The sequence below is a fragment of the Cnuibacter physcomitrellae genome (genome assembly GCF_014640535.1).
In the GTDB taxonomy this organism is placed as follows: domain Bacteria; phylum Actinomycetota; class Actinomycetes; order Actinomycetales; family Microbacteriaceae; genus Cnuibacter; species Cnuibacter physcomitrellae.
Genome location: NZ_BMHD01000001.1, coordinates 2,047,633 through 2,073,185 on the forward strand (window position 1 = coordinate 2,047,633; position 25,553 = coordinate 2,073,185).

The 25,553-nt window shown below is 71.8% G+C and carries 25 protein-coding genes; 9 read left to right on the forward strand and 16 right to left on the reverse strand.

Going from position 1 to position 25,553, the window contains the following annotated elements; genetic code table 11:
* Positions 1-59 precede the first annotated feature (59 nt).
* Together IEX69_RS09525 and IEX69_RS09530 are read right to left on the reverse strand one after the other, a co-directional pair.
* Positions 60-1,118 (reverse strand): magnesium and cobalt transport protein CorA, encoded by a 1,059-nt coding sequence (locus IEX69_RS09525; protein ID WP_085020772.1) that lies wholly within the window; start codon positions 1,116-1,118, stop codon positions 60-62.
* A 105-nt stretch (positions 1,119-1,223) separates the two neighbouring features.
* The gene (locus tag IEX69_RS09530; RefSeq protein ID WP_157127290.1) at positions 1,224-1,616 is read right to left on the reverse strand and encodes a hypothetical protein; all 393 of its coding nucleotides are present in this window, start codon (positions 1,614-1,616) and stop codon (positions 1,224-1,226) included.
* 62 nt (positions 1,617-1,678) lie between these two features.
* Here IEX69_RS09530 and IEX69_RS09535 point away from each other — a divergent pair, with 62 nt between their 5' ends.
* Positions 1,679-2,515 (forward strand): metal-dependent transcriptional regulator, encoded by an 837-nt coding sequence (locus IEX69_RS09535; protein WP_085020773.1) that lies wholly within the window; start codon positions 1,679-1,681, stop codon positions 2,513-2,515.
* Between the two features lie 667 nt (positions 2,516-3,182).
* Here IEX69_RS09535 and IEX69_RS09540 read toward each other — a convergent pair.
* The 6 genes from IEX69_RS09540 to IEX69_RS09565 form a co-directional block, all read right to left on the reverse strand.
* Complete coding sequence (locus IEX69_RS09540) at positions 3,183-4,346, reverse strand: cysteine desulfurase family protein (RefSeq protein WP_085020774.1); 1,164 nt, start codon at positions 4,344-4,346, stop codon at positions 3,183-3,185.
* Positions 4,343-5,200, reverse strand: a complete 858-nt coding sequence (gene nadC, locus IEX69_RS09545) for a carboxylating nicotinate-nucleotide diphosphorylase (RefSeq protein WP_085020775.1) — start codon at positions 5,198-5,200, stop codon at positions 4,343-4,345. Before nadC ends, IEX69_RS09540 begins: the two co-directional genes overlap by 4 nt.
* 213 nt (positions 5,201-5,413) lie before the next feature.
* Positions 5,414-7,030, reverse strand: coding sequence for an L-aspartate oxidase (nadB, locus tag IEX69_RS09550; protein WP_085020776.1), 1,617 nt, complete (start codon positions 7,028-7,030; stop codon positions 5,414-5,416).
* Positions 7,027-8,337: a quinolinate synthase NadA gene (gene nadA / locus IEX69_RS09555; protein WP_085020777.1), complete on the reverse strand. Its 1,311-nt coding sequence runs from the start codon at positions 8,335-8,337 to the stop codon at positions 7,027-7,029. Before nadA ends, nadB begins: the two co-directional genes overlap by 4 nt.
* Positions 8,338-8,562: 225 nt before the next feature.
* Complete coding sequence (locus tag IEX69_RS09560; protein WP_373284452.1) at positions 8,563-9,345, reverse strand: NUDIX hydrolase; 783 nt, start codon at positions 9,343-9,345, stop codon at positions 8,563-8,565.
* A 66-nt stretch (positions 9,346-9,411) separates the two neighbouring features.
* Positions 9,412-10,326: a hypothetical protein gene (locus IEX69_RS09565; protein WP_157127291.1), complete on the reverse strand. Its 915-nt coding sequence runs from the start codon at positions 10,324-10,326 to the stop codon at positions 9,412-9,414.
* 118 nt (positions 10,327-10,444) lie between these two features.
* Here IEX69_RS09565 and IEX69_RS09570 point away from each other — a divergent pair, with 118 nt between their 5' ends.
* Positions 10,445-11,245: an HAD-IIA family hydrolase gene (locus IEX69_RS09570; RefSeq protein WP_085021585.1), complete on the forward strand. Its 801-nt coding sequence runs from the start codon at positions 10,445-10,447 to the stop codon at positions 11,243-11,245.
* A gap of 65 nt (positions 11,246-11,310) precedes the next feature.
* Here IEX69_RS09570 and IEX69_RS21095 read toward each other — a convergent pair whose 3' ends face one another.
* Positions 11,311-11,442, reverse strand: a complete 132-nt coding sequence (locus IEX69_RS21095; RefSeq protein ID WP_268235393.1) for a hypothetical protein — start codon at positions 11,440-11,442, stop codon at positions 11,311-11,313.
* Positions 11,443-11,504: 62 nt separating this feature from the next.
* Positions 11,505-12,155 (reverse strand): TetR/AcrR family transcriptional regulator, encoded by a 651-nt coding sequence (locus IEX69_RS09575; RefSeq protein ID WP_085020780.1) that lies wholly within the window; start codon positions 12,153-12,155, stop codon positions 11,505-11,507.
* A gap of 67 nt (positions 12,156-12,222) precedes the next feature.
* On the opposite strand from IEX69_RS09575, the gene IEX69_RS09580 reads away from it, so the two are divergent.
* From IEX69_RS09580 to IEX69_RS21100, 4 genes are all read left to right on the forward strand, one after another.
* Entirely contained in the window at positions 12,223-13,677 is a 1,455-nt protein-coding gene (locus tag IEX69_RS09580; RefSeq protein ID WP_085020781.1) for a DHA2 family efflux MFS transporter permease subunit, read from the forward strand.
* A gap of 248 nt (positions 13,678-13,925) precedes the next feature.
* The gene (locus tag IEX69_RS09585; protein ID WP_085020782.1) at positions 13,926-15,194 is read left to right on the forward strand and encodes an LCP family protein; all 1,269 of its coding nucleotides are present in this window, start codon (positions 13,926-13,928) and stop codon (positions 15,192-15,194) included.
* 77 nt (positions 15,195-15,271) lie between these two features.
* Positions 15,272-15,619, forward strand: coding sequence for an MmcQ/YjbR family DNA-binding protein (locus IEX69_RS09590; protein ID WP_114703801.1), 348 nt, complete (start codon positions 15,272-15,274; stop codon positions 15,617-15,619).
* Between the two features lie 75 nt (positions 15,620-15,694).
* A complete protein-coding gene (locus IEX69_RS21100; protein ID WP_085020783.1) occupies positions 15,695-16,396 on the forward strand; it encodes a DUF4190 domain-containing protein in 702 nt (233 codons plus the stop codon).
* 826 nt (positions 16,397-17,222) lie between these two features.
* Here the strand turns inward: IEX69_RS21100 and IEX69_RS09600 are convergent.
* The 3 genes from IEX69_RS09600 to pyrE all read right to left on the reverse strand — a co-directional run bounded on the left by IEX69_RS09600 (position 17,223) and on the right by pyrE (position 20,417).
* Positions 17,223-19,142: a DUF2207 family protein gene (locus tag IEX69_RS09600; protein WP_157127293.1), complete on the reverse strand. Its 1,920-nt coding sequence runs from the start codon at positions 19,140-19,142 to the stop codon at positions 17,223-17,225.
* 95 nt (positions 19,143-19,237) lie between these two features.
* Positions 19,238-19,867, reverse strand: coding sequence for a septum formation family protein (locus IEX69_RS09605; RefSeq protein WP_085020785.1), 630 nt, complete (start codon positions 19,865-19,867; stop codon positions 19,238-19,240).
* A 1-nt stretch (position 19,868) separates the two neighbouring features.
* Complete coding sequence (pyrE, locus tag IEX69_RS09610; RefSeq protein WP_085020786.1) at positions 19,869-20,417, reverse strand: orotate phosphoribosyltransferase; 549 nt, start codon at positions 20,415-20,417, stop codon at positions 19,869-19,871.
* Between the two features lie 80 nt (positions 20,418-20,497).
* Between pyrE and IEX69_RS09615 the strand changes: the two genes are divergently transcribed.
* Positions 20,498-20,830, forward strand: a complete 333-nt coding sequence (locus tag IEX69_RS09615; RefSeq protein WP_229756294.1) for a hypothetical protein — start codon at positions 20,498-20,500, stop codon at positions 20,828-20,830.
* Between the two features lie 81 nt (positions 20,831-20,911).
* Here IEX69_RS09615 and IEX69_RS09620 read toward each other — a convergent pair whose 3' ends face one another.
* A complete protein-coding gene (locus IEX69_RS09620; protein WP_085020787.1) occupies positions 20,912-21,760 on the reverse strand; it encodes an SDR family oxidoreductase in 849 nt (282 codons plus the stop codon).
* Between the two features lie 50 nt (positions 21,761-21,810).
* Complete coding sequence (locus IEX69_RS09625; RefSeq protein WP_157127294.1) at positions 21,811-21,975, reverse strand: hypothetical protein; 165 nt, start codon at positions 21,973-21,975, stop codon at positions 21,811-21,813.
* Between the two features lie 86 nt (positions 21,976-22,061).
* Between IEX69_RS09625 and IEX69_RS09630 the strand changes: the two genes are divergently transcribed.
* On the forward strand, positions 22,062-22,907 hold the full coding sequence (locus IEX69_RS09630; protein ID WP_085020788.1) for an exodeoxyribonuclease III: 846 nt from the start codon (positions 22,062-22,064) through the stop codon (positions 22,905-22,907).
* Between the two features lie 21 nt (positions 22,908-22,928).
* Here the strand turns inward: IEX69_RS09630 and IEX69_RS09635 are convergent, their stop codons facing one another.
* The gene (locus tag IEX69_RS09635) at positions 22,929-23,246 is read right to left on the reverse strand and encodes a hypothetical protein (protein ID WP_085020789.1); all 318 of its coding nucleotides are present in this window, start codon (positions 23,244-23,246) and stop codon (positions 22,929-22,931) included.
* A gap of 422 nt (positions 23,247-23,668) precedes the next feature.
* Between IEX69_RS09635 and IEX69_RS09640 the strand changes: the two genes are divergently transcribed.
* Positions 23,669-25,531 (forward strand): APC family permease, encoded by a 1,863-nt coding sequence (locus tag IEX69_RS09640; RefSeq protein WP_217348718.1) that lies wholly within the window; start codon positions 23,669-23,671, stop codon positions 25,529-25,531.
* Positions 25,532-25,553 lie beyond the last annotated feature (22 nt).

Genomic DNA, 25,553 nt, shown 5'->3' on the forward strand with positions numbered 1-25,553 from the left:
CGCATCCCGATCACCCGTCACCGCCTCAGGCTAGCGGTCGCGCGGTCGGGGCCGGACGCTCACATCCAGCGGTTGCGTTTGAACACCAGGAACAGGATCGTGCTGACGAGGAGCATCGCCCCGATCGCCATGGGGTAGCCGAAGTCCCAGTGCAGCTCGGGCATGTTGTCGAAGTTCATGCCGTAGATGCCCGTGATGAGCGACGGCGCGAAGAGGATGGCCGCCCACGCGGACACCTTCTTCACCTCCTCGCCCTGCTTCAGACTCGTCTCGGACAGCTGGCGCGACGCCTCCGCCTGGTCGAGGCTCGCCTCGGCGAGGCGCTGCATCTCGCGGTTCGACTCCTGCGTGGCGAGCGTGGACTGCACAGTGAGGGCGTTCTGCAGGTTGTCGCGCATGGTGTCGACACGGCCGATGATCTGCAGCACGTGGTCGAGCACATCGCGCAGGCCCCGCTGCACTTCGAGCTCGACGCCGTACTTCTCGCCGCCGCGGAGCAGCGCCTCCATCATCGGGGCGAGCGGATGCACGGCCCGCTGCACCTCGATCACCTCGCCGATCAGGTCGTAGATGCGCTTCGCGACCGTCGAGTCGCCGGAGAACAGCTGCGTCTCGATCTCGTCGATGTCGTTCTCGAGCCCGCCCAGCACCGGGTTGTACTCGTCGATCACCTGGTCGAGGATCGCGTACATCACCGCATCCGGACCGAGCTTCAGCAGGTCGCGGTTCGCCTCGAGCCGGTGCCGCACCGCGCCGAGGTTCGGCGACTCCGCATGCCGGACCGTCACGACGAACCCGGGGCCGATGAAGAGGTGGAGCTCGCCGAACTCCACCCGCTCCTCCGAGTCGATGTAGCGCGCGGGGCGCAGCACGATGAACAGGGTGTCGCCGTAGCGTTCGAGCTTGGCGCGCTGATGGCCGCTCAGCGCATCCTCGACCGCGAGGTGGTGGAGGTCGAACTCGTCGGCGACCGACCGCAGCTCGTGAGCGCTCGGACGGTACAGCCCGATCCATGCCATGCCGTGCATGTCGCGCAGCAGCTCGTACGTCTCGTCGAGGCTGGCGGGATCCTTCGTGCGCACCCCGTCGACGTACACGGCGTTGTCGATGATGGGCACGAGGTCCTCCGGAGGCACGGTCGGGATGGGCGCGACGCCGCCTGCAGCGGTGGTCTGCGCACACTGTACCCGGCGCGGATGACTCTGGGTCGCGTACCCCGGAGATCAGATCGGGCAGAGGACGGCGCCCCCCACAGCCGTGCAGCTCATCTTGACGCCATGCGACACTCGCTTCGCGTCGTTGCCGTTCGCGGCGGTGCCGTCCTTGCGGGCGAACACGTGGTACGGCATGCCGTCCGCTCCGAGCCGTGCGCCCTCGTAGCCCATGTCCTCAGGGAGATACGACGACTGTCCTCCCGCGGATCCGGCTGCGCCGTTCTGAGCATCCCACCCGTTGTGGCAGGCCGGGTCTATGTCCATCTCGACGCACTGGTACTCCCACCCATACGTCCCCGTCTTCGCGGAGGCTGCCGAGGCGCCGGCCACGAGGGGAACGAGGAGGGCCGCGCCGCAGGCGACAGTGATGAATCCAGCACGAAGGGGTCGAAGACGTCTCATGATGATCCTTTCTCGTTTTCCTGAGCATAACTCATTTGATCCTCGATCGATACAGTGGCGGAATGAGCATCTGGTCCGCGCACGAGGGACAGCCCCGGCGCATCGGTGCGCAGGAGATCGCGGCCGAGAACTACCTCAAGGCCATCTACACGCACACCGAGTGGCAGCCCGCGCCCATCACGCCGTCGGCGCTGGCGTCGCGGCTCGGGGTCGCGCCGTCGTCGGTGACCGAGATGGTGAAGAAGCTCGCGGCGGCCGGGCTCGTGACGCACGTGCCCTACGGTCCGCTGACTCTGACGACCCTCGGTCGAACGCGGGCTGCCGACGTGGTGCGGCGGCACCGGCTCGTCGAGACGTGGCTTGTCCGGGAGATGGGCTACGCGTGGGATGAGGTGCACGACGAGGCGGAGGTGCTCGAGCACTCGATCAGCGAGCGGCTCCTCGACGCCATCGACGCGCGGCTCGGCCGCCCGCAGCAGGATCCGCACGGCGACCCCATCCCCGACTCCGACGGACGTGCCCCCGTCTTCGACGCCGTCCCGCTCGAGGACGCCGCCGTCGGACACGTGGGCGCGGTGGTGCGGATCAGCGACCGCGACGGCGCGCTCCTGCGCGCCCTCTCGGCGAGCGGGATCGTGCCCGGTGCCGTCGTCGTCGTCGGCGACGGCCCCTCCCTCGCGCTCGCGCCGCTCGGTGCCGGTGCCGGTGCCGGTGCCGCGTCGGGCGGTGCGGGTGGGGCCCGTGCGGGTGGGGCCGGTGCGACCGGCGGGGTGCCTGGGTCCGAGTCGGGTGGGGCCCGTGGGGTAGGTGGGGCTGGCGGGGTGCCGGGGTCCGGCGGGACAGCGGGCGCGGTCACGATCGAGGCGACCGAGACCGTGTGGATCGCCCGCTCGCGCTGACGCTCGACACCGAATACGCACAAGTCCCCCCGTATTTCGAGGGACTTCCCCGAAATCCGTGACGAGCGTCCCCCACTCGCGACGACGGACCAGCCGGCGGCACCCGCCGTCTGACGGGGTGAATCACGGCTCCGCGTGGATCTGTCAGTCGTGGCGGGATCCATGCGCGCCAGACCACCACGAGTGTCATATCCACGGCACAGGATCGCGCGACGGCACGGAGCACATCCGCGTCGCGGGTCATACGGTCAAGGCCGCCACACCTAGGCGACGACGCCACGGATCTGACAGTCGTGGTGGGCTTGGCACCCGCAAGGCCACCGCGACTGTCACATCTACGGGACGGGTCCGCCCGCGACAGAACCGGGGGTACATCCACGCCGCCGGTCAGCGCGACAGCTCAGACGCACCGAGGGAGGACGACACCACGGATCTGACAGTTCTGGCGGGCTCGGCGGCGGCTGGGCCACCACGAGTGTCACATCCACGAGAAGTGACCGCCCGCGACGGCACGGGGCACATCCGCGGCGCCGGTGAGCGCGATAGCTCAGGCGCATCGAGGGAGGACGACACCACGGATGTGACAGTCGTGGCGGGCTCCGCGGCGGCCACGCCACCACGAGTGTCAGATCCGCGGCCCGCGGCGCGGGACGGCGCGGGGCGGGGGTCAGGGGCGCGGGGAGCCGAGGGAGGTGACGGCGACGACGGAGGCGCGGAGCGCATCTGCGGCGGCGGCGAGGTCGGCGGCGGTGGTCTCGTGCGTGAAGGTGAACCGCACCGCGGTCTGGGCGACGGCGGGCGGGTAGCCGCAGGCGAGCAGCACGGGCGAGGGGTCGTCGGAGCCGGCGGCGCAGGCGGAGCCGCTCGAGACGACGACGTCGCGCTCCTCGAGCTGCAGCAGGACGCTCTCTCCGCTCGTGCCGGGGAAGCAGAACGACGCGACCGAGGGCAGCCGATGCACGGGGTCGCCCGTCAGCACCGCGCCGGGCACGGTCGCCAGCACCCGGGCGATGAAGTCGTCGCGGAGGGCGGCCACACCCGACGCCGCGTCCGAGACGGAGGACGCCGAGTCGAGCGGCGGGAGCGTGACGGCGCGGGCGAGGCCCACGGCGAACGCGACGTTCTCGGTGCCCGATCGGCGTCCGCGCTCCTGCCCTCCCCCGTGCAGGACCGGCTCGACGGGAAGCCGCCCGCGCACGTAGGCCACCCCGATCCCCTTGGGGGCCCCGAGCTTGTGGCCCGACAGGGTGAGCGCGTCGACGCCGAGCGCCCCGACGTCGAGGGGCAGCCATCCGGCCGCCTGCACCGCATCCGTATGGAAAGGAACGCCACGATCGTGCGCGACCGCCGCGAGCGACTGGATCGGCTGCACCGTCCCGATCTCGTTGTTCGCGAGCATCACCGAGACGAGTGTGGTGTCGTCGCGCAGGGCATCGGCGAGGTCGTCGGGCGAGACGAGTCCGCCCGCATCGACGGGGAGCACCGTCACCGAGAACCCGTGCACCCGCTCCAGGTACTCGACCGACGACATCACGGCCGGATGCTCGATCGCGCTCACGACGACGTGCCGCCCCCGGGGCGCCCCCAGCGCGATGCCCTTCACGGCCAGGTTGTCCGCCTCGGTGCCGCCCGACGTGAAGGCGATCTCGGAGGCGCGGCACCCCAACCAGTCCGCCACCGTCGACCGCGCCTGCGCCAGCGCCCGGGCCGCACGGTCGCCGAGGGAGTGCGTGCTCGACGGGTTCCCGAACTCCCCCGCGAGATACGGCCACATCGCCTCGAGCACCTCCCGGCGCACCGGCGTGGTCGCCGCGGCATCGAGGTAGATCACGGATGCAGCCCCACGTCGAGCCCGAGGTCGAGCGATCGGACGCTGTGGGTGAGGGCCCCCACCGAGATGATGTCGACACCGCTCGCCGCGATGGCGGCCACCGTGTCGAGGGTGACGCCTCCGCTCGCCTCGACGAGCGCCCGCCCGGCGACGAGCGCGACGCCCTCGCGGAGCTCCTCGGGCGTGAAGTTGTCGAGCATGATCGTGTCGACCCCGGCGGCGAGCACGGGCTCGATCTGGTCGATGCGGTCGACCTCCACCTCGAGGTGCGTCGTGTGCGACAGCTGCGCCCGCACCGCGCGGAGGGCGGCGGTGAGGTCGCCGCCGTGCTGTGCGGCGAGGACGGCGAGGTGGTTGTCCTTCGCGAGCACCGCATCCGACAGGGAGTAGCGGTGGTTGTGGCCGCCGCCGTCGCGCACGGCCTGCCGCTCGAGCGCTCGGAGGCCCGGCGTCGTCTTGCGGGTGTCGACGATGCGCGCCTTGGTGCCCGCGGTCTCGGCGACGTAGCGTGCGGTGAGCGTCGCGATGCCGCTCATCCGCTGCACGAGGTTGAGGGCGATGCGCTCGCCGCGCAGCACTCCGCGGGCCGGGCCGGCGATGCGGGCCAGGACGGCCCCCGCCTCGAACCGCTCGCCGTCCCGCACCTCGACGTCGACGCGGATGCGCGCGTCCACCGCCGCGAAGACCGCGACCAGCACCGCCGATCCGCTGAATACGCCCGGCTCGCGCGCATCCATCGTGGCGACGACCTCGGCGTCGGCGGGGATGAGCAGCTCGGAGGTGAGGTCGCCCCACGGCGAGTCCTCCGCGAGGGCGCGGTCGACGACGTCGGCGATGATCGCGGGAGTGAGCATGCGGTGGGTCCTTCGGTCAGGCGGATGCGTTCGGTGCGGGCGGTGCGGGGTAGCGGCGGATGCGGGCGGTGCGGGGTCCGGGCGGATGCGGGCGGTGCGGGGGTGCGGGGTCGGGGCGGATGCGGGCGGTGCGGGGGTCGGGGCGGATGCGGGCGGTGCGGGGTCCGGGCGGATGCGGGCGGTGGGGGGGCAGGCGATGGAGGGGCGGGCGGGTCAGTGGCGGAGGGGGTGCAGTGCTGTGGTGAGGGAGTCGAGGGTGATGGGGAGGGGGCGGGCGAGCTCGGGGTCGGTGTCCGGGAAGTCGCTGCGGAAGTGGGCGCCCCGCGACTCCTCCCGGGCCAGGGCGCTGTGCACCACGGCAGCGCCGAGCAGGTGGAGGTTCTCGGTCTCGAGCTCCTCGACGGTGGCGAACCCACGAGGGGCGTCGAGCTCGTCGGTCGCGGACGGCGCCAGCGCCTCGAACGCCGCAGCGAGCGGCCCGGCCGAGCGGTGGAGTCCGGCGGCAGACCACATCCACCCGTGCAGATCCTCGCGCGACAGTGCGGGCCCCGCCACGGAGCGGACCGCAGCACCAGACGCGCCACCCCACGGCTCCGCAGCCGCGCCGGCCAGCGCGGCCGCGGCACGGCGGCCGAACACCACGGCCTCGAGCAGCGAGTTCGACGCGAGGCGGTTGGCCCCGTGCACGCCCGTGCGCGCGACCTCGCCCACGGCGTACAGGCCGGGCAGAGACGTGCGGGCGGCGAGGTCGGTGGCGACCCCGCCCATCCAGTAGTGCGCGGCGGGGGCCACCGGCAGCGGTTCGGCGGCCCAGTCGAAGCCCGCCGCGCGCGAGGCGGCGTCGATCGTGGGGAAGCGGCGCGCCAGCTCGTCGCGACCGAGCGAGGTGGCGTCGAGGAAGACGGGCGAGCCCGCCGCCATCTGCGCGGCGATGGCCCGGGCGACGACGTCACGCGGGGCGAGCTCGGCGAGTGGATGCGCGTGGCGCATGAACCGCTCCCCCGTCGCGTTCACGAGGACGGCGCCGTCTCCGCGCACCGCCTCCGACACGAGGAACGACCCCGGCACCGCGAGGGCGGTGGGGTGGAACTGCACGAACTCGACGTCCTCGAGCACGGCCCCCGCCCGCAGCGCGGCCGCAGCGCCGTCGCCCGTGGTGACCGCGGGGTTCGTGGTGTGCGGGTAGAGCTGTCCGAGCCCGCCGGTCGCGAGCACCACGGCGTCGGCTGCGATCTCCCGCACCACGCCGCCGATGAGCAGACGCACGCCCGACACGGCGCCGTCGACCGCGATCAGGTCGAGGAGGAACGCGTGCTCCACGATCTCCAGCCGCGCGTCCCGCCCGCCGGACGCCGCCGCGAGCGCCGCCCGCACGAGCGCGAGCTCGATCGCCGCCCCCGTCGCGTCGCCGCCGGCGTGCAGGATCCGGTGGTGCGAGTGCGCCCCCTCCAAGCCCGCATCGAACGGGGCGGCAGAACCAGAACCAGAACCCGTACCGGAGACCCGATCGAAGTCGACCCCCCACCGCACCAGCTCGGTGATGGCGGCCGGCCCCTCCGAGCAGAGCACGCGCACGGCCTCCGCATCCGAGAGCCCGGCCCCCGCCGCGAGGGTGTCGCTGACGTGCGACGACACGCTGTCGCCGGGCATCACCGCGGCGGCGATCCCGCCCTGGGCGTACCGCGTGTTGCCGTCCGACAACGAGCCCTTCGTGACCACCGTCACCGAGACGTCCGGCGACCGCCGCAGCAGCTCGAGCGCCGTGACCAGACCGGCCGCCCCCGAGCCCACGACGACCACACGCGAGGCGAGCCCCCGTCGGATGCTCATGGCCGGGCCGCGAGCATCCGCTCGAGCGCCACGCGCGCGGGCACCGCCACGTCGTCGCCGACCGTGATCTCGTTGACCACGCGTCCGGCGACCAGCTCCTCGAGGACCCAGGCGAGGTATCCGGGGTGGATGCGGTACATCGTCGAGCAGGGGCAGATCACGTCGTCGAGGCAGAAGATGCGGTGCTGCGGGTACTGGTTCGCGAGGCGCTGCACGAGGTTGATCTCCGTGCCGATCGCGAACGTCGACCCGGCCGGGGCAGCGCCGATCGCCTTCACGATGTAGTCGGTCGAGCCGTACTCGTCGGCCGCGTCGACGACGGGCATCGGGCACTCGGGGTGCACGATCACCCGCACGTCGGGATGCTCGGCCCGCGCCCGCTCGATCTGCGCCACCGAGAAGCGCTTGTGCACCGAGCAGAACCCGTGCCAGAGGATGACCTGGGCGTCGAGGAGCTCGTCGTCGGTGTTGCCGCCCAGGGGCTTCCGCGGATTCCACATCGGCATCCGCTCGAGCGGGACGCCCATCGCCTTCGCGGTGTTGCGACCGAGGTGCTGGTCGGGGAAGAACAGCACACGACGACCGCGCTCGAACGCCCACTGCAGCACGGTCGCGGCGTTCGACGAGGTGCACACGATGCCGCCGTGGCGGCCGCAGAAGCCCTTCAGCGCGGCCGACGAGTTCATGTAGGTGACGGGGATGATCGGAGCCCGGCCATCGTCCGCCGTCTCGTCGGCGTAGAGCTCCATGAGCTGTTCCCATGCCTCCTCGACCGAGTCGATGTCGGCCATGTCGGCCATCGAGCATCCCGCGGCGAGGTTCGGCAGGATCACCCGCTGCTCAGGCTGCGCCAGGATGTCGGCGGTCTCAGCCATGAAGTGCACGCCGCAGAAGACGATCGCTTCGGCATCGGGCCGGGTCTTGGCCGCATTGGCGAGCTGGAACGAGTCGCCGACGAAGTCGGCGTACTTCACGACCTCGTCGCGCTGGTAGAAGTGCCCGAGCACCACGACGCGCTCGCCGAGCGTGTCCTTGGCCGCCAGGATGCGCTGGTCGAGCTCGGCCTTCGAGGCCAGCCTGTACTCCTCCGGGAGGACACCCTGGCGCGGGGTCTCGGCCGGGATGGGGTCGGCCATGCTCGCGCCCGGGCCGTACGTGGGCAGCGGGAGGACATCGATCGACCAGGGCCCGTCGGCGAGCTCGGGCGCACAGGTCTCGCCGGAGGAGGCGACCGCGCCCGGCGCGTGCACACCGGAGGCGATGAGCTGGATCTCGTCGTCGATCGAGAGCGTGAGCGGGTTGGTCATGGCGGGCGGCTTCCTGGAGTCGGGATGGGGGTCGGGGTGCGCCGCGGATGCGGCGGGTCGGGATGGGGGACGGAGTAGGCCGCGGATGCGACGGGTCGGAGTGTGTCGCGGATGCGGCGGGTCGGGGTGTGTCGCGGATGCGGCGGGTCGGTGTGGTGAGCGGGTCGCGGAGGCGGCGGTCGCGGATGCGCGGGGTCCCGTCGAGCGGGACGCGTCGGGCGCGGCTCAGCCCGCGGAGTCCGGCGGCCCGGCGGAGGCCTCGGCGCCGTCGGAGGACGGTCGTCGCCTCGCGCTGCTGCCGAGCGGACCCCGGTCCACGGGCTCGATCGCCTGGTTGTAGCGGTAGAGCTTCGGCGGACGGTAGCTGGTTCCGGTCACGCGCTTGCCGGTCGGGACGATCGTGTTGCCCGCCTCGATCTGCCGGCGGAAGTTCGCCGGGTCGAGCGTGCGCCCGAGGATCGCCTCGTGCACCTCCCGCAGCTGGGCGAGGGTGAACGTGTCGCCGAGGAACGCGTGCGCGATGCGGGCGTACTCGACCTTGTTGCGCAGGCGCCAGAGCGCGTACTCGATGATGACGTCGTGGTCGAAGGCGAGATCGGGGAGGTCGTCGGCCGAGAACCAGTGCACGTTCTCCGTCTCGGCGGCTCGGGTGGCCTCCTCCGAGTCGACGAGCGCCCAGTACACGATCGAGACGACGCGCTCGCTGGCGCTGGCGGGCGCCCGGTCGAGGGTGCCGAACGCGTAGAGCTGCTCGAGGTAGCTCGGCTCGAGGGCCGTGGTGGCCTGCAGCGTGCGCGCGGCGGCGGCCTCGAGGTCCTCGTCGCGACGCAGCGGACCGCCGGGCAGCGCCCACTGCCCCTCGAACGGCGGGCGGATGCGGCGCACCAGCGGCAGCCAGAGACCCGGCCGCGCCGGGTCGTGATCCGACTCGGCCTCGCCGGAGCGCAGCGCGAAGATCACGGTCGACACGGCGATGACCATCGCCTCACGAGTCGTGTGCTCCGTCACGGGAACCCCCTAAAGGTTTCCGTGACTATAACCCTTCAGGTCACCGCGACACAAACACGGGTCGGGTCAGTCGAGGCACTCCGACAGGTCATCGCTGAATCGCTGACAGCCCTCCAGCCTCTCCCAGCGGTCGATCCATTCCTGGGGCGGCGTGAACATCAGCTCCGGTTGCGGCTCGAAGCAGGGGTCACCCGGGCGCGCCTGCCCGCAGGGCATGACCCATTCCGGCCCGTCGTCACTCGACTCGCCTCCCGATCCCCCGACGGACTCGGCCGCCTCCTGTGCCTGGAGCGCGACGGCGGCCGTCTGCGCGGCCTGCGCGGCTCGCGTCGCGGTCACGAGCGCGATGATCGCGGACGGCGTCTGGAGGGATGGCGCCCCCGCCGCCAGAGCGGGCACCGCGAGCGCGGCGGCGAGCGCCTCGCGGCTGGCGGCATCCGCCTCCGGCGTCTCGGCGTCGAGGACCGCCTGCGCCCGCGCGACGGCCTCGAGACGCACCTGCTCGAGCGACGCCTTCGCCGTCGCCACGAGCGCCTTGATCTCGGCACCTCGAGCGAGCGAGGCAGCGAGCGTCCCCTCGGCGTCGTGTCGAGCATCCTCCCCACCGGCCAGGACGGTCGTCGCGAGCGGCGCCGCCGGAGCAGACGCGTCACCCAGACCTGACACCGCGCCCGCCAGAGCGGACGCGTCACCCAGACCGGACACAGCGCCCGCCAGAGCGCTCCGCGCCTGATCCGACGCGAAGCCCTCGTCCGCGGCGACGACGGACTGCAGCGGACCGACCCACGCCGACGTCGACCATCCGCCCACGTCACCGACCGTACGTTCCTGCCACGAGGCGGTGACACTGCCCGCCCAGCTCCGGTCGAGGCTCGGCCCGTGCTCCGATCCCGCCACGGCGGCCTGCTCGGGCGCCTTCACGGCGAACCCCACGAGCGCCGCCACGGCGACCGCCGCCGTCGCGATGGCGACGGCTCTCATGCTCCAGCTCATGATCCCCCTGATCGTGCTTCCCCTGAGGGGGAGTGTAACGCCCGGGTCCCAGCGGCCGCGGATGAGCGACGAGTACCCTGGGGGTGACCGCAGGGAAGGGACTCCGATGGCCGCGAAGCGTTCAGAAGTCGAATGCTGGCTCACCGACATGGACGGTGTGCTCGTGCACGAGAACAGCCCCGTCCCGGGAGCGGCGGAACTGCTGCAGCAGTGGCGCGACCAGGGCAAGCCGTTCCTGGTGCTGACGAACAACTCGATCTTCACGCCCCGCGACCTGAGCGCCCGGCTGCGCTCGTCCGGACTCGACGTGCCGGAGGAGTCGATCTGGACCTCGGCGCTGGCCACCGCCGCGTTCCTCAAGGACCAGATGCCCGGCGGCAGCGCGTTCGTCATCGGTGAGGCCGGCATCCTCACCGCCCTCCACGAGGCGGGCTTCATCATGACCGAGACGAACCCCGACTACGTGGTCGTCGGCGAGACCCGCAACTACTCGTTCGAGGCGATCACCAAGGCGATCCGTCTGATCGGCAACGGCTCGCGCTTCATCGTCACCAACCCCGATGCGACCGGCCCCAGCACCGAGGGTCCGCTGCCGGCCACCGGAGCCATCGCCGCACTCATCACGAAGGCCACGGGCAAGCACCCCTACGTCGTGGGCAAGCCGAACCCGATGATGTTCCGCTCGGCGATGAACCGCATCGGCGCGCACTCCGAGAACACCGGCATGATCGGCGACCGGATGGACACCGACGTCGTCGCCGGCATCGAGGCGGGCCTGCACACCGTGCTGGTGCTCACCGGGATCAGCGACCAGTCCGAGATCCAGAAGTACCCGTTCCGGCCCAACGAGATCCTCAACTCCGTCGCTGACCTCGTCTCGCACGAGCCGGTCGAGTCCGAGCTCTGAGCCCGCGGCCGGCTCGGCCCGGCCCGGCCCGGCCTCCCGCGCGCTGAGCGGCGATCACCGGACGGTCAGAGCGTCGGGCGCTCGGGCGTGCAGTCGCGCCTCCGCTGCCATCCGTACCCGTCGGTCACCATGCCGACGATCGTGCCCGCCACCGCGACGGCGGCGCTCAGCCCGCCTACCACCAGGAGAATCATCATGGCAGTAACGCTATGAACGGGGATTCTCCGCCACGAGTGGCTGAGTTGACACAGTCCGTCGATTAAGTGCCAGCATCCTCCTGCCGCACCTCGGAGACCGCCAGCAGCGGCAGCCACACGTCGTCGACGATCCCGCGGATGGTGTCCGCGGGCACGGCCTGCATCGACATGAGCAGCTCGTGGCGAAAGAGGTCGAACAGCAGCTCGATCACCCGCCGCGAGCGCGGGATGCCCCGCAGCTCGCCTCTCGCGACGGCGCGTCCGAGCATGATCTCCAGCGAGTTCGGCGAGACCTCGTCGCGCACGCTGTCGCGCAGACGTCGGAAGGTCATCCCGCTGTCACGGAAGTAGTCGGCGAGCTGCACGCTCATGAGCGTGGTCAGCCAGGCACGGGCCTCGTTGGCGGCCTGCAGGTAGTCGAGCGCATCCTGCCGCAGCGACCCCGTGTCGGGCACGGGGATCGGCGACGACCACCAGAACTCGCGGAGCGTCGCCAGCAGCAGGTCGTCGCGCGTGGGCCATCGCCGGTAGAGCACCGGACGGCTCGTCCCCGCGCGAGCGGCGATGGCCTCGAAGGTGAACCCCGAGTACCCACTCTCGCCGAGCACGTCCCACGCCGCCTGCAGGATGGCGGACTCGAGCACCTTGCCGCGCCGCCGGGTCGCCGTCCCGTCGACCCTCTCGCTCTCGGCGTCGTCGTCGTTTAGATCCACTTGCGTATCCTATCGTGCTGATCTACTCTGGGCCCGTTAGATACACATCCGTACCTTAGGAGCCCACATGCCCTCCTCATCCGCGTCTCGGATCGACCCGCAGACGCTGCGCACCACGATCGCCGTCCTCGTCGGCGGCATCGCGGTCATCCTCGATTCCACGATCGTGTCGGTGGCCCTGCACGAGCTCGCCGCCGACCTCGACACCGGGGTCGACACCATCCAGTGGGTCACCACCGGGTACCTCCTCGCCCTCGGCGTCGTCATCCCGCTCGTGGGCTGGCTGCAGAGCCGGATGGGGGCCAAGCGACTGTGGATCGCCTCGCTCGCCGTGTTCCTGCTCGGCTCGATCCTCTGCGCGGTCGCGTGGGATGCGTCCAGCCTCATCGCCTTCCGCGTGGTCCAGGGCATCGGCGGCGGCGCGATGGTGCCGCTCATGACGACGATGATCATGCAGGCGTCCCGCGGGCCCGAGCGCGGCCGTCTCATGGCCATGGTCGCCCTGCCCACCGCCGTCGGCCCGATCCTCGGCCCCGTGATCGGCGGGCTCATCCTGGGCGTCGCCGACTGGCGGTGGCTGTTCCTCGTCAACGTGCCGCTGTGCCTGGCCGGCCTGCTCCTCGCCTGGCGGATGCTCCCCGCCGACGGCCCCGCGACCCGCGTCCGCCTCGACGTCGTCGGGCTCGTGCTGCTCTCCCCGGCGCTGGTCGGCCTGCTGTTCGGCCTGTCGAACGTCACGGGCGACGGAGGGTTCGCCCGCTCCGACGTGCTCGCGCCGATGATCGGCGGCCTCGTCCTCCTCGCCGCCTTCGTGGTCTGGGCTCTGCGTCGCCGTGGCGCGGCCCTGGTCGACCTCCGTGTGCTCCGGTCCCGCCCCACCTGGTCGGCGTCCGCGCTCCTGTTCCTCTCGGGCGCCTCGCTCTACGGCGCGATGCTCCTCCTCCCGCTCTACTTCCAGGAGCTGCGCGGCGCCGACGCGCTGGGCGCGGGACTGCTGCTCATCCCCCAGGGCGTGGGATCGCTCGTGAGCCGGACCGCGGCCGCACGCCTGCTCGAGCGCCTCGGGGCGAGGGGTGTCGCGGCCATCGGGTTCCTCCTCGTCGGCATCGCGACCATCCCCTTCGCCTTCGCGGATGCGAACACCTCGATCTGGCTGCTCATGGTCGCCCTGTTCGTCCGCGGTCTGGGCCTCGGCATCGTCATCGTCCCGGTGATGACCGTGGCGTTCGTGGGACTCCCGCACGACAAGGTCCCCCACGCGAGCATCGTCACGCGCGTCGCGCAGCAGGTCGGCGGGTCGGTCGGTGTCGCGCTGCTCGCGGTGATCCTGTCGGCGTCCGCTACCGCGACCGGGTCGCCGGCGCTGGCCTTCGACGCGGCCTTCTGGTGGGCGGTGGGCTTCACCGTGGTGGCCGTCGTGCTCTCCTTCGCCCTGCCCGGGCGGAAGGCGCTCGCGGAGGACGACCCCGCCACCGTGGCGGCGGCTGAGCGCGAGGCCTCGGAGGCGGTCGCCGAGGTGTGAGGGGTCCACGGTCTCCCGCGGAGCGCTCCCGGCACCGGCTTTGTCCAGGAAGCCGACCTCTTTCGGCCGAAAGGCGTCGGTTTCCTGGACAAAGCGGCCCACCCAGACACGCGGGCCCGCCCTGTCCCTGAGAGCGCTCTCGGGGGTCGGCGTGGCGCATCCGCTACTATCGACCGGCAACGGCCGAGCGACGACACGCCGACCTCCGGCCATGTCACGCCTCAGATCGACGAGAGAGGATCCGCTCCGTGACCCACGCCTCCCTCGGGCGCAGCCCGATCGAGTCTCCGCGCCACGGCCGCCTCCCCACGAGCTCGCCCGCGGCCGCCGTGCTCAAGTTCCTCGGCCTCGCCGTGGCCGTCGTGCTGGTCGCGCTCGTCACCACCGCCGGCATCGCCTTCGCCAACCTCAACTCGCAGGTGCAGGCGAACGCCGTCGACATCTCGGGCGGCGGCGAGGCGCCCGCCGCTCCCCCGCTCCTCGGAGCGTTCCCCGGGGGCTTCAACCTGCTCGTCGTGGGCACCGACAACGATCCGAACCAGGGCGACGACTTCGGCGAGCGCGACGCCACCCTCAACGACGTCAACATCCTGCTTCACGTGTCCGCCGACCACAAGAACGCCGTGGTCGTGAGCTTCCCGCGCGACCTGGTCATCCCGCATCCGGAGTGCACCGACCCCACGAACGGCGACGTCTACGACGCGATGAGCGCGCAGCCGCTCAACGAGGCGTTCAGCCGTGGCGGGCTCGCCTGCGTGTCCGCCACGATCGAGAACCTCACCGGGCTCGACATCAGCTACGCGGCCGCCACCTCCTTCAAGGGCGTCATCGAGATGACGAACGCGGTCGGCGGCGTGCCGGTCTGCCTCGTCGAGCCGATCTCCGACAAGGACTCCGGCCTCGACCTGCCCGCCGGCATCTCGACGATCCAGGGCGACATGGCCCTCGCGTTCCTCCGCAACCGCCACGGGGTCGGCGACGGGTCCGACCTGGCCCGCATCGCATCGCAGCAGCAGTACATGTCGTCGCTCGTGCGGACCATCAAGAGCTCGAACACGCTCACCGACTTCACCAAGCTGTACGGCCTGGCCCAGGCGGCCACGCAGAACATCCAGCTGTCGAGGTCGCTCGCCACCCCGGATGCGATGGTGTCGCTGGCGCTGACGCTGAAGGACGTCGACCTCGCCAACATGGTGTTCGTGCAGTACCCCGCAGGGTCGTCGTCCGAGTACCCGAACAAGGTCGTCCCGCTCAGCGACCTGGCCGACCAGCTCTTCACGAAGATCCTGGCCGACGAGCCGTTCAGCCTCGACGCCGACTCCACCGGCACGGGCTCGACCGTCGTCGACCCCGGCACCGATCCGACGACCGTCACACCCGATCCGTCGACCGAGACGCCGTCCGCGCCCGACGCGTCGGCTGCGCCCACCGACTCCCCGGCGACGCCCGAGGTGATCGAGGGGCTCAAGGGGCAGACCGCGGCGGAGCAGACCTGCGCCAACGCGTTCAGCGACTGAGCGCCGAGGCCCCGGTGGGGGTCGTGGGGCGGTGGTGTCCGCTGCGGGGTGTCGGATGCCGGAGCTAGGCTGCGGGCATGGGTGTGGTGACGCGGGAGGACGTGCTCGAGACGTGCGCCGGACTGCCCGCGACCACCGACGAGCGGCCCTTCGGCCCTGAGACCGCCGTCGCCAAGGTGGTGGGCCGTGTCTTCGCGATCACGCCGCTCGACGGCGAGGTCCGGGTCACGCTGAAGGTCGCGCCCCCGCACGGCGAGGCGCTGGTGCGGGAGCATGACTGGATCGTGCCCGGCTACCACATGAACAAGCGGCACTGGATCACCGTGACCGTGGGCCCCGAGTCCGACCCGAGGCTCGTCGAGGACCTCATCGTCAACTCGTACGACCTCGTCGTCGCCGGCCTGCCCCGGCACCGCCGCCCGTAGGTTCATCCCCTGGTACCACGACGGTGATGCCGTGGTCCGATCCCCCTCGTCGGCCGGTTTCGTAGCGTGGATGCCATGACCACCAACGACTCGACATCCGACGACTACACCACCGACGGCCCCGCCGTCTTCGACGAGCTCCCCACCCCCGCTTCCGCCGCCGAGGGCGTTTCCACGTCCGAGGGCGAGGGTGCCTCCGCAGGCGCTACCGCCAGCGCCTCCACTCCCGCGAGCGTTCTCCCCGGCGCCTCCACGCCCGCGGGCCTCGACCGCGAGCCCGAGCTGGTCGGCGCGTCGGCGGGTGTCTCCGGCGCGACGCAGCCCACCGTGCCTCTCTCGGCCGCGCCGAGCATGGCGCCACAGGGCGGGTTCGGCTCGACCACGTACTCCTCCGGCTGGGGTCCGGACGGGGCACAGGGCGCACCCACCGCTCCAGGCGCGGGCGGATACGGCGCTCCGGGCGCGGGCGCGCCGGGATACAGCATGCCCGCCGCGGCCGCTCAGGCGACCGTGTACCCGCCGCAGCGCCGCACGAGTCTGCTGGCCGTGCTCACGCTCGTCTTCGGGATCCTCGGGTTCGGCGTCGTTCCCGTCGTGACGGGCCACATCGCCCTCTCGCAGCTCAAGCGGACCGGCGAGGACGGCCGCGGCCTCGCGCTCGCCGGCCTCATCCTCGGCTACGTCACCCTGGCGGGCTGGGTCCTCGCCCTCCTCGCCTGGCTCGGCGTCGCCGGCGCAGCCCTCCTCGCCGCCTTCTTCAGCGCGATCGCCCACTGACCCCCCTCACGGGTCCGGCGCTCGTGGCGGCCCAGCGCGGCCCCATCCCGCCACGAGTGCCCGATCCGCCCGGCGCCCGGGGTCTCGCCATAAGCCCCGCCGGGCCATCCCGCCGATCTGACACTCGTGGCGACCCCACGCATCCCCACCCCACCACGAGTGCCAAATCCGCCCGGCCCCCGGAGTCCCGCTTCCAGCCCCACCGGACCATCTCCGCCGATCTGACACTCGTGGCGACCCCAGGCACCCCCAACCCCACCACGAGTGCCAAATCCGGCTGGCCCCGGGGTCCCGCCACGAACCCCACCGGAACATCTCCGCCGATCTGACACTTGTGGCGACCTCGCGCAGCCCCACCCCGCCACAAGTGTTAGATCCGGATCCACCCTGGCCCGCCACGAGCGCCCGACTCTAGCTCGGGACGGGGAGGGACTCGGCGCGCTGCGGGTTCCGCCTGCGGAGGGTGGGCTTGCCGCCCCCTCAGGCTCGAACAGGCGCTCAGCGGGCGCAACCCGCGCCGCCGCCGCACCGCGGGACCTCCGCCTGCCGGTCCCGCACCGCGAGCACGGAACCCCAGACCGGGGCCCCCGAGCCCGGAGCCCCGAGCCCGGAACCCCAGACCCCGGACCCCGAGCCCCAGACCCCGCACCCCCGGCGCGGAGACGCGGGCCGCACCACCACGTCCTGCGGGTTGCGCCCCCTCAGCGCGCCGTCGGCGCCCCGACGGGCACGACGCGGCCGCGGGAGGGCGGAACCCGCGCCTCACGGCACGAAACCCCCGCCGCAACCCGCGCGACGGGACGAGCACGACGAGAACGCGGGCGGGCTAGACGCCGCCGGCGCCGCCGCCGCCACCGCCGCCGCCCGAGAAGCCGCCGCCGCCGGAGAAGCCGCTCGAGCTGCTGCTGGAGGTGCCCGAGAAGGAGGAGGCGACGGTGGACGACATCGACGACACCGTCGTGGCGAAGAGCGCCGCGTTGAAGGCGGTGTTGGACCCGTACCAGTCGGGACGGGTGTCGAGGCTCTCATAATAGGTGCCGAGCACCTTCGCCCACTCGGTCTCCTGACCAAGCATCACCGCGTAGGGCAGCAGCTTCTCGTAGATCTTCACCACCTGGCCCTGGTCGGGCGCGTTCACTCCCGTCCGGAGAGCGCCCTCAGGGCTCTGGAGAACACGGAACCTGTCCTCCTCCGCCCACTCGATGTACATCTCGATGCCGCGGATGTAGTCGCGCAGCTCGGCTCCCTTCGCGGTGAGCTGCGTGCGGAAGGCGGTCGCGAACACGACGAGCGCACTGGCGCCCGCCACGAAGATCAGGATGATCGGCAGCGCGCCGCCGTACCCGCCGTCGGACACCATCACACCGCTGAGGAAGCTCCCGACCGCCGCCAGGATGACCAGCAGCAGGAGCAGCACGCTGAGCGGGCGGGTGCGCGTCTTCTGGTACCCCTCGGCCGCCGCCCGCTTGCGTGTGGCGGACATGAGCGACTGGATCGACTTCGCGAGCAGGGTGTCGTTCTTGCGGATCTCGCGCCACGCATCCGGTCTCAGGTCGGTGCCGAAGAGGGCGCGCGCCAGCTCGACCTCGGCGGGCGTGAGCCCCTGCCAGGTGAGGAAGCGCAGCCAGTACTCCGTGCGGGAGCCGAGGAACGCATCCGCCTCGCGCTCGACCAGCTGGACGTTGTGCCGCACCGCGAGGTCGACGAACGACGCCGCCGCGCCCCTCGTCGACCTCTTCATGATCACGGACGCGAGCAGGAGGTCGACGCCCTTCGGCGGGGTGTACTCGGGGATGATCGTGGGGCGCCCCGGGGCGTCGCGAAGCCGGAGGACGCGCTGCAGGATCGACGCCACCGCGGCCGCGACCGCGACGAGCACGGCGAGGATCTGCGCCCAGGCGGCGGCCCCCGCGTCGAGGTAGCCGGTGGGGCGCTCGGTGAAGGTGTGGGGCGCGAACGCGACGCCGACGGTGACGTTGTCGCCGATGCGGAGGTCGGACTCGCGGGTGGTGAAGACGGCGGCGCCGTCGGATGCGGTGCTGCGCTCGATCGCGCACGTCTGGGTGGAACCCTCAGGGCCCACGAAGCACACGGGCTCGCCCGTGATGGCCCCGGCGATCGACGGGTCGACCGTGAGGGTCGTGGTGTGCTGGGAGATCGGCTGCCTCACCTGCGTGCCGTTCGTGTCCCAGTAGAACTCGTCGACGTCGTCATCGCCGTTGAACGCCGTCACGTCGCGCCGCTCGTAGGTGAGCACGTAGGTCTGCTGCCCGTGCACGAAGTCGTCGGCGGCCATCGTGACCAGGAGGTTCTCGTCGTCCTCCTCGGTCTCATAGGGGCGCGGGGTGCCGTCCTGATCGGTGACCGACACGAGCTCGAGGTCGGTCGGGTGCCCCTTGTACGACAGCGGGAGGGCGCGGACCATGCCGTGGTTCTGGTCGAACTCGGGGAAGTCGGCCACCCACGTCTCGACCGTGGTGAGCGTGGAGGCGCCCGACTCGTCGCGGCCGAGCGTGTACTCCGCGTCGAACGAGGAGTACGTGAAGTCGTTCACGTCGGCGGGCACGGACCCGACCCCGACGGGGACGGCAGCGGGCGCGGCGGCGGCAGCGGCGGCAGTCCGAGCGGAGACCACGCCCGGCACGCCGGCGGCAGCAGCAGCGGGTGCCGCCACGGCCGGTGTCGCCACCGCGAGGCCGAGCATCACGAGCAGCCCGAGGGCGAGGGAACGGACGAGGGTGCGCATCACGGCCAGGCTATCGCGGCGCACCGACCTTCGCGAGGATCGCTCACCGACGGCGGCGAACGCCGGGGATCTGCCGCCGTGCGACGCTCCGGTCCTCATCCCGCGGCGCTGAGCGAGCCGGTGATCGGCTCGCCCGACGTGCGTGTCACGAAGCACGACGCGGTGCGCTGACCCGCGGCCCACTGCTCGTCCGTGACCGGGTAGGACGCCTGCCACGCGAGGTCGGGATACGCGGCCGCGGCGTCGAGGGAGAGCACCTCGGGCGCGGTGCACGCGAGGTTGAGGCCCGCGGTGATGGCCGCCTCGCCGGGATAGGGCGCGGCGGGGTCGGACGAGATCACCGGCCGACCCACCAGTTGGGCGGCGTGCGGCTGGGCGCAGTCGACCACGGTGAGCTCCTCCGCCCAGGGCGACGTGAAGGGGTCGAGGCACTCGCCGCCGGCGAGGTCGGTCCACGGATGCGGTCCGGGCGCCGCCGGGGCCGTCGGCTGGGGCGCGACCGGCGCCGCAGACGGGGTCGCGGTCACGGTCACGGTCACGGTGGGCACCGGAGCCGCCTCCGGGGCCGTTCCAGGACCCCCTCCGGACACCCGGGTGCCGAGGAGGAACAGCAGGACGATGCCGCCCACGACGATGACCCCGACGCTCACGCCGAGCACCCACGTGGTCCAGCGGGGTCCGCCCGACGGCGGCGGAGCGGCGGAGCCGTCGGCCGCGCCCGTCATGTCACTCCAGGCCGAGGTCGCCGAGGCCGATCGCGTACCGGTACTCGTATCCGGCCTCGCGGATGACGTCGCCCGCCCCGGTGTTCCGATCGACCACGACGGCGACACCGGCGATGATCGCGCCGACCTTCTCGAGCGCCTCGATCGCCTTCAGCGGCGATCCGCCCGTGGTGGAGGTGTCCTCGAGCACGATCACGCGCTTGCCCGCGAGATCGGGGCCCTCGACCTGCTTCCCGCGGCCGTGGTCCTTCGGCTCCTTCCGCACCACGAAGGCGTCGTAGGCAAGTCCGCGCGCGGCGCCCTGGTGGAGCACGGCGGCGCCGATCGGGTCGGCGCCCATGGTGAGCCCGCCGACCGCGGCCACATCGGGCACATCGGCGATGAGGTCGAGCATGACCTGACCGATGAGCGGGGCGACACGGTGGTCGAGGCTGACCTTGCGGAGGTCGACGTAGTAGGTGGCCTTCTTGCCGCTCGTCAACGTGAAGTCGCCGTGGAACACGGCCTCGTCGCGGATGTGGTCGATCAGTCTGTCGCGCGCCTCGGTCACCCCGCCAGTGTACCGAGGCCCTCCGTCCGCAGGATCGCCAGGGGGTTGGCGACGTCCGCAGGCGGTCGCAGGATGGCGGCATGAGCGATGACATGGACCGCGGCCTCGCCGCCCGTCAGGCGGCCGACAGCGAACTCGAGGCGGACGCCCTCGACACCGGAGCAGGAGTCGACGGGGCGGATGCCGGTGTCGTGGACCCGGCCGACGTCGGCACAGGGGACGGCGGGGGAGCGGCCGATCAGGACACCATCGAGGACGTCACCGACGAGGTCCGCGACGACATCCGCCAGGGGCGGATCGAGGACGATGTCAGCCACGTCCTCGAGGAGCGACTCGACGAGGTCGGTGTGCACCTGCGGCCCGAGGTGGTCGACGACCTCGCGGAGGACATCGAGAACGACGTGTCCTCCTGACGCGGGATGCGGGCGCAGCGCTCCGGGACGCCGCGCCTGAGAGGCGCGCTCAGCGGCGCAGCCCCTCAGGCGCGCAGCCCCTCAGGCGTGCGGCGCCTGACCCTCGAGGAACTGGCGCAGCGACTGCGCGGGCCGCCCCAGGATGCGCGGGATGTCGTCGGACACCGGGGCGAGCTCGCCGCTGGCGATCGCGGTGTAGGTGCTGACCCAGGCCTCCACCTGCCAGTCCGGAGCCCCGTAGTGCGCCCGGCTCGCGTACGCCTCGTCGAGGGTCTCGTTCTCGTAGCGCAGCCGGCGCCCGGTGACCTCGGAGATGATCTGCGTGGCCTCGCCGAGCGAGAGCGACTCCGGACCGGTGAGGTCGTAGACCGCACCGGCGTGCGCATCCGGGTGGGTGACCGCGGCGAAGGCCATCGCCGCGACGTCGTCGCGCGTGACGGAGGACAGCCGACCGTCGCCCGCCGGGCCGCGGACCACCCCGTCGTCCCCCGCGAGCAGCGGGAGGAAGTCGGTGTAGAGGTTGTCGCGGAGGAACGTCGTGGCGAATCCGGCGTCGCGCAGGAACCCCTCGGTGGCCCAGTGGTCGCGACCGAGCGTGAAGACGGAGTCAGGAGCAGCGGCGTAGAACGACGTGTAGACGACGTGCCGCACGCCCGCGGCCTCCGCGGCCGACACGAACGCGCGGTGCTCCTCGAGTCGGTCGGCGCTCTCGGCCGCCGACACCATCAGGAGGACGTCGACGCCGTCCAGCGCCCGGATGGCGGCGTCGACGTCGCGATACTCGGCGACGCGCACCTCGGCCAGACGCAGTCGCGGAGCCCGCGCCTCGTCCCGCACGATCAGGCGCTGCTCGAGGCCGGCGTCCGCAAGCCGTCTGGCCAGGCGCCCGCCCACGCCACCCGTCGCCCCGGTCACTCCGATGGTCGTCATGCCCTCACCCTACGGCTGCCCGCCCTGAGCGGCGCGCCGAGAGCGCGGGTTCAGGCGCGCGTACCTCGGCGGATGAAGCGGAGCAGTGCGGCGATGATGGCCAGGATGAGGATCACGAGGCCGATCCAGAGCAGGAACTCGGCGGCCTTCACGAACAGCCCGAGCAGGAGGAGCACGATACCGACGACGAAGAGGACTACGGCCAAAGCGATCATGCGTCCCAGCCTGGCCCTGTCCGCCGGATCCGCACACCCTCGATGCGCGCATCCGGGGGTCGGATGCAGCCGGTAGCGTGAGGGACATGCGTGTTGCGACCTGGAACGTGAACTCCATCCGCGCCCGAGTGGGCCGTGTGGTCGACTGGCTGGTGAAGGCCGACGTCGACGTCCTCGCCATGCAGGAGATCAAGTGCAAGGAGTCGCAGTTCCCGATGGACGCGTTCCACGACGCGGGCTACGAGGTCGTGCTGCACGGCCTCAACCAGTGGAACGGCGTCGCGTTCGCCAGCCGCCTCCCGATGACGGAGCCCGCGACGACGTTCACCGGCATGCCCGGGTTCGGCAAGCCCGGCGACGACGGGATGCTCCCGCTCGAGGCCCGTGCGCTCGGCGTCACGGTCAACGAGGTGCGCCTCTGGAGCCTCTACGTGCCCAACGGCCGGGCGGTCGAGGATCCGCACTACGCCTACAAGCTGCAGTGGCTCGACGAGCTGGCGAAGCAGACCGAGCAGTGGCTCGGCGAGAACCCCGACCAGCCGCTCGCGCTGATGGGCGACTGGAACATCGCCCCCCTCGACTCCGACGTCTGGGACCTCGACGTCTTCGAGGGCGCCACCCACGTCTCCGCCCCCGAGCGCGCCGCGTTCGCCGCCTTCGAGCGGATCGGGCTCACCGACGTCGTGCGCCCCATCGTCCCCACGGGCTACACCTACTGGGACTACAAGCAGCTGCGCTTCCCGCGCAACGAGGGCATGCGGATCGACTTCATCATGGGCTCGCAGCCGTTCGCCGAGCTGGTGAAGGATGCGCGGATCGAGCGCAACGAACGCAAGGGCGACGCCCCCAGCGACCACGTCCCCGTCGTGGTCGACCTCGACATCGCGACCCCCTCCCCCGAGGACGACGACGACCGCCCGATGTTCTGGTGATCCCCGCGCTGCGGGTGAGGGTCAGCCGATGATCCGGCGCGACCTCTCGTCGCGCTGCACCGTGTGCCAGAGCACGGCGTGCACCGCGATGGCCGCGACCAGCGCCAGCAGCCCCAGCTGAGCGAGCGGTCCGGCGATCACCGAGAGGAAGGACGCGGCTCCCAGCGTGATCCCGTCCGCGAGGGGTGCCGCGTAGGCCGCGCTCACGATCGAGTTGCTCACCGAGCTCAGGATGATGCCGAGCGGCGTTCCGATGGCTCCGAGCAGGTAGAGCACCAGCAGGGGGCGGTTCGCGCGTATGGCCACACGCACCTGGGGCGGCTGAGCGTCCTCGATCATGTCGCGAGGATAGCGAGGCAGGGCTGCGACCCGCCACCGCCGAGTCCGACGCTCTGGTGGGCCGGCCACCACGAGGGACGGATCTGCGCCGCGGATCGCCGGGAGGCACGCGGAAGTCACGGGGATGGGACAGACTTTCCCTCGTGACCGACACGACGCCCGCGGCCGACCGCGACGCTGACGCCACCGCCGGCGGCGACCCCCGCGCGACCGCCGCCGAGGCGGCCGTCGACGCCGCCGAGCAGCACCCCGACGAACCTCAGCCGCTGCCGGGCGGCGCGGTCATCGACGTCCCACGCCCTGACGGCGACAAGCCGCCCGGCGCGTTCGCCCGCTGGGTCCAGGGCGGAACGGAGCAGTCGGGTGCGCATCCGGGCCCGGGGGCGACCCTGCGCGAGAAGACGCACTCCTGGTGGCGCGTCATGTGCCTCACCGGCGTCGACTACTTCTCCACCCTCGGCTACCAGCCCGCCATCGCGGCCCTCGCCGCGGGGCTCGTCAGCCCTCTGGCTACCCTCCTGCTGGTCGCGATCACCCTCTTCGGCGCACTCCCGGTGTACCGGCGGGTGGCGCGCGAGAGCTACCGCGGTGAGGGCTCGATCGCGATGCTCGAGCGGCTGCTCCCCTGGTGGGGCGGCAAGCTGCTCGTCCTGGTGCTGCTGGGGTTCGCCGCCACCGACTTCATGATCACGATCACCCTCTCGGCGGCGGATGCGGCCGCGCACGCGATCGAGAACCCCTTCGCGCCGAGCTGGTTCGAGGGCCAGAACGTCGTGATCACGCTCGTGCTCGTCGGCGTGCTCGCGGCGGTGTTCCTCAAGGGGTTCCGCGAGGCCATCGGCATCGCCGTCGCGCTGGTCGGCGTCTACCTGGCGCTCAACGTGGTGGTCGTGCTCGTGTCGATCCTCCACGTCTTCGAGAACCCGGTGGTGATCGGCGACTGGTGGGGAGCGCTCACGCGCCAGAACGGCGATCCGCTGATGATCGTCGCGATCGCTCTGATCGCCTTCCCGAAGCTCGCGCTCGGCCTCTCCGGCTTCGAGACGGGCGTCGCCGTCATGCCGCAGATCACGAACACGAAGGTCTCGGCCAGGGCGGCCTCGGCGCTGACGGCGGCCAAGGGCGGCATGCCGCTGCCGCCGTCGTACCCGCTCGGTCGCATCCGCGGGGCCCAGCGCCTGCTGACCACGGCCGCGATCATCATGAGCTGCTTCCTCATCACCTCGAGCCTCACGACAACGCTGCTGATCCCGCAGGAGGCGTTCCAGGCCGGCGGACCCGCCAACGGCCGGGCGCTGGCCTACCTCGCGCACCTGTTCCTCGGCGACTGGTTCGGCACGGCCTACGACATCAGCACCATCCTCATCCTCTGGTTCGCCGGCGCCTCCGCGCTCGCCGGGCTGCTCAACCTCGTGCCGCGCTACCTTCCGCGCTACGGGATGGCGCCGCACTGGGCGGCGCTGGTGCGTCCGCTCGTCATCGTCTTCGGCGTGATCGCGGTGATCATCACCCTCGTGTTCGACGCCAACGTGGATGCGCAGGCCGGCGCCTACGCCACCGGCGTGCTCGTGCTCATCACGTCGGCGTCGTTCGCCGTGACGCTGTCGTGCCTGCGCAAGAAGCAGCGCAAGCGGGCGGTCGGCTTCGGCGTCATCACGGTGGTCTTCATCTACACGACGGTCGCGAACGTGATCGAGCGACCCGACGGCGTGCGGATCGCCGCGCTGTTCATCCTGGGCATCGTCGTCGTGTCGATAGTCTCGCGCATCTCCCGGTCGTTCCAGCTGCGGGCGGTCTCGGTCACCCTCGACGCGCCCGCCCTCGACTTCGTCACGGCCGACTCCGAGGAGTACGACTCCATCCGCATCATCGCGAACGAACCCGGCCGGGGCGCGGCGATCGACTACAAGCAGAAGGTCCACGACGAGCGCCGCGACAGCGGCATCCCGCAGCGCTCCCCGGTGATGCTGCTCGAGGTGCATCCGTCCGACTCGTCCGACTTCGAGGAGGAGCTGGTGGTGCGGGGCGTCACCCGCCACGGCTACCGCGTGCTGCAGGTGACGAGCGGGAACGTGCCCAACACGATCGCCGCGATCCTCCTGGCGATCCGCGACGAGACGGGGACCGTGCCGAGCATCTACTTCGAGTGGACGGAGGGCAGCCCCATGTCGAACATGATCCGTTACCTGGTCACCGGCGTCGGCGAGGTGGCGCCCGTCACGCGCGAGGTGCTCCGACGGGCCGAGGTCGACCGCAAGCGGCGCCCCGAGGTGCACGTCAGCTGATCGGATGCCCCGGGCCGGCGGC